The sequence below is a fragment of the Mesorhizobium sp. M7A.F.Ca.US.007.01.2.1 genome (assembly GCF_003998165.1).
Lineage (GTDB): Bacteria > Pseudomonadota > Alphaproteobacteria > Rhizobiales > Rhizobiaceae > Mesorhizobium > Mesorhizobium ciceri.
This window is the reverse complement of the sequence record NZ_RZQP01000382.1, coordinates 1-3,375: the sequence shown is the minus strand read 5'-3', so window position 1 is coordinate 3,375 and position 3,375 is coordinate 1. Positions and strand designations below refer to the sequence as shown.

Below are 3,375 nucleotides of genomic sequence, written 5' to 3'. Positions count from 1 at the left end.
GGGCATAAGGGTGAATGCGGTAGCACCGGGTCCGGTGTGGACGCCGCTCAATCCGTCGGACAAGGAAGCTGACGACGTCTCGAAATTCGGCGCCGACACGCCAATGAAACGACCAGCGCAACCGGAAGAGCTCGCGCCGGCCTATGTGTTCCTCGCTTCGCCGCATTGCTCGAGCTACATCACCGGCGAGATCTTGCCCGTCGTCGGAGGGTACTGAGGATGGCCGAACCGAAATCCGCAACGAAGGAGTAGGATGGATGGGCCGTCTGCTTTTCATGGTGGCGTTCGCTTGTGTAGCGTATCGCATCTACACGGAAACCGCAGGGTCTGCTCGGCATGTGCCGCAGGATGACGGTGAGGCGCTGCGCAAGCAATCAGCGGCACTGGGCGTCGACCCGTCTCGCTGACGGGATGGAACCTACCGGCAATCCGGCCGGCCGAGTTACCAGCCGGCCGGATTGCAGCCTTATTCGGCTGCCTGCAGGTTGATCTTGCTTTCGGCCATTTCGGTGAGCTTGCGATCTGTCGCCTGTTCTTCCTTGAGATTCTTGGCCAGCACATTGGCGCAGTCGGTGCGGCCAAGCTGCTTGGCCCAGGCGATGAGCGTGCCGTAGCGCGTCATCTCGTAGTGTTCGACGGCCTGCGCCGAAGCAATCAGCGCCGCGTCGAGAACCTCCTTGTCATCGACGTCACCGCTCACGTCGTCGGCCTCCTCGAGAATGCCGTCGATTGCCGGACAGTTGACCTCCTTGGCCTTGACGCCATGCAACTCAAACACCTGTTCGACGCGCTCGACATGGCCTCTCGTCTGATCGAGGTGCTTTTCAAATCCGGCTTTCAATTGCGGGTCGGTTGCCTTGTCGATCATCTTCGGCAGCGCTTTCTCGATCTGCTTTTCGGCGTAATAGATGTCGCGCAGCGTGTGCACGAAGAGATCGTCGAGTGTCTTGATGTCCTTCGAAAAGAAGCCCATGGCCTTACCTTTCATTGCGCTTGGTGTGGATTTCGGCGACGGGGTTTGCGCCGCCAACAAGGACCGGGACGGTTCCCGGCTTGTCTGGTCAACGTGCCGGCACCGAAGGAGTTCCTGATTTCCGAGGGCGGACCCGTTCCCCCTTCTCCAAGACCTCGATCCGGTCGGTGGGGAGCCTTTGTCTCGATCACACGTTCTAGTCGCAGAGCAATCGGAACCGAGAAGGGTTGGCGGAATGTATTTCATTGCATTGGCGACTGACTATGACGGCACGCTGGCTCATGATGGGGTCGTCGCCAAGAAAACGCTCACTGCGCTTGAGCGGTTCAAGAAAAGCGGCCGCAAGCTGGTTCTCGTCACCGGGCGTGAACTGCCCGATCTCAAGGGCGTCTTTCCCGAGCTTAGCCTCTTCGACAAGGTCGTCGCTGAAAATGGCGCGATGATCTACACGCCGGCCAGCGAGGAAGAGCGGGTGATCGCCCCGCCGCCCGAGCCCAAATTCGTCGCCAGGTTGAAGAGGCAGGGCGTCAAGCCGCTTTCGGTCGGACGATCGATCGTCGCGACCTGGGAACCGCATCAAGCGACCGTGCTTGAGGTCATCAAGAAGATGGGGCTCGAACTGGAAATCATCTTCAACAAGGGCGCGGTGATGATCCTGCCGAGCGGCATCAACAAAGCCACCGGGCTCGCCGCGGCCCTTCAGGACCTTCGACTTTCGCCGCACAACGTCGTCGGCGTCGGCGACGCCGAGAACGATCATGCGTTCCTGCAAGCCTGTGGCTGCAGCGTCGCCGTCGAAAATGCAATTCCGGCGGTCAAGGATACAGCCAACCTGATCATGCGTGGCGCCCGAGGCAAAGGCGTGGAGCAACTGATCGCAAAGCTGATAAAGCGTGATCACGCGATAGTGCCGAAGCGCCATAACGGCATCGTTCTTGGATCATCTGGCGGCGACGATACCTACCTGTCGCCGAGCGACACGATCCTCATTGCCGGGAGTTCCGGTATCGGTAAATCCACCTTGGCCACCGCGCTGACCGAACGCTTCGTCGAAAGCGGCTTTCAGTTTTGTGTCTTCGATCCCGAAGGCGACTATGATGGCCTCGAAGGCGCCGTTCGCCTGGGAGACGGCTCAAGCGCGCCGACAAAGGCGCAAGTGCTCGATCTGATCGCCAAGGCCGACAGCAACATAGTCGTCAATGGACTGGCCCTGCGGGTCGACGAGAGGCCGGATTTCTTTGCCGACCTGCTGCCTGGCCTCAGCAGTTTCCGCCGGCGCACCGCGAGACCGCACTGGCTCGTGATCGATGAAGCGCATCATCTTCTGCCCAAGCGGCGCGACGATACGCGGGCGGTTCTGTCATTGGAATTGCCTGGCACAATCCTGATCACCGTTCACCCCGAGGCGATCTCGACAGACGCCTTGCGCCTGGTGACAGCCATCATTGCGCTTGGCCCCAAGGCAAAGGACGTCGTGAAGGTCTTCTGCCGTGAAACCGGCATTGAGCCGCCGAAAGTCATCCCCAGCCCGAAAGGTGCGCGCGTGCTGTTCTGGCGGCCGCAGGCAGGCAAAAAAGTCAAGACGGTCAAAGTGGTCGAACCACGTCAGTCACTCAAGCGGCACAGCCGGAAATATGCCGAAGGCCAGCTCGACGAAGCCGGCAGCTTCTATTTCCATGGCCCTGAGAATGCGATGAATCTCAGGGCTCACAATCTGATGATCTTCGCTCAGATCGCCGAGGGCATAGATGACAAGACCTGGGAGTTTCATTTGCGCACCGGCGACTATTCCAAATGGTTTCGACATCAGATCAGGGACAAGGACCTGGCGCGCGAAACCGCCCAGGCGGAAGAGGACAAGACCCTGTCGGCGGAGGAGAGCCGCAAGCGGGTGCTTGATGCCGTGCGCCGCCGTTACACGGCTCCCGCCACAGCCCCGGAGTGACACGCGAGAGCCAAGTCAATCAAGCCAGCGCTGCATGCGAAATTCTTCAGTCAGGCAACGCCGCCACCGCGACAATTTCAACGACGATGTCGGCTTGCGCAAGCGCTGCAACTCCGATCACCTCCGAAGGCGGCGGGTTGTTATAGCTGCAGTGCTTCGGGCAATGCTCGGCAAAGAACTCGTCCAGTACGTCGAGACGAAAATTGGGTGAACTCAGAACGCCGCCATCGGGAAATGGCCCCTTGATGAAGAAGGTCAGCCGGATGAGATAGTCGAGCGCGCTGCCGAGTTCTTCCAGATCTGATTTGATGTTCGCCAGAATTGCGCGCCACTGTGCCGCAGCATCGCCAGTGAATCCCCCTCCTCTCTTTCCGGTCGGATCATAATTTTCGGCGGTTGCCGTATTTCCGCAAAGGTAGACAAATCCCCTTGCTCCGGAGACGACCGTGCCTTTTCC

Annotated in this window: 5 protein-coding genes; 3 read left to right on the top strand and 2 right to left on the bottom strand. The window is 59.7% G+C overall.

What is annotated here, in order from left to right; genetic code table 11:
• Both EN949_RS33990 and EN949_RS33985 read left to right on the top strand, forming a co-directional pair.
• Nucleotides 1-217, top strand: a 217-nt coding sequence (locus tag EN949_RS33990) for an SDR family oxidoreductase (RefSeq protein ID WP_127371945.1), incomplete at its 5' end; no start/stop codon positions are given.
• 40 nt (nt 218-257) lie between these two features.
• On the top strand, nt 258-407 hold the full coding sequence (locus EN949_RS33985; RefSeq protein ID WP_013531568.1) for a hypothetical protein: 150 nt from the start codon (nt 258-260) through the stop codon (nt 405-407).
• A gap of 59 nt (nt 408-466) precedes the next feature.
• On the opposite strand, the gene EN949_RS33980 is transcribed toward EN949_RS33985, so the two are convergent.
• A complete protein-coding gene (locus tag EN949_RS33980) occupies nt 467-973 on the bottom strand; it encodes a ferritin-like domain-containing protein (RefSeq protein ID WP_013531567.1) in 507 nt (168 codons plus the stop codon).
• A gap of 235 nt (nt 974-1,208) precedes the next feature.
• Here EN949_RS33980 and EN949_RS33975 point away from each other — a divergent pair, with 235 nt between their 5' ends.
• Nucleotides 1,209-2,918, top strand: a complete 1,710-nt coding sequence (locus tag EN949_RS33975) for an HAD family hydrolase (protein ID WP_127371944.1) — start codon at nt 1,209-1,211, stop codon at nt 2,916-2,918.
• A 46-nt stretch (nt 2,919-2,964) separates the two neighbouring features.
• On the opposite strand, the gene EN949_RS33970 is transcribed toward EN949_RS33975, so the two are convergent.
• Nucleotides 2,965-3,375, bottom strand: a 411-nt coding sequence (locus EN949_RS33970) for a RidA family protein (RefSeq protein ID WP_164782639.1), incomplete at its 5' end; no start/stop codon positions are given.

What these genes read in the sequence shown, in the direction of transcription:
- EN949_RS33985 (WP_013531568.1), top strand. Translation starts at nt 258, where the DNA reads ATGGGCCGTCTGCTTTTCATGGTGGCGTTCGCTTGTGTAGCGTATCGC.
- EN949_RS33980 (WP_013531567.1), bottom strand. Translation starts at nt 973, where the DNA reads ATGGGCTTCTTTTCGAAGGACATCAAGACACTCGACGATCTCTTCGTG.
- EN949_RS33975 (WP_127371944.1), top strand. Translation starts at nt 1,209, where the DNA reads ATGTATTTCATTGCATTGGCGACTGACTATGACGGCACGCTGGCTCAT.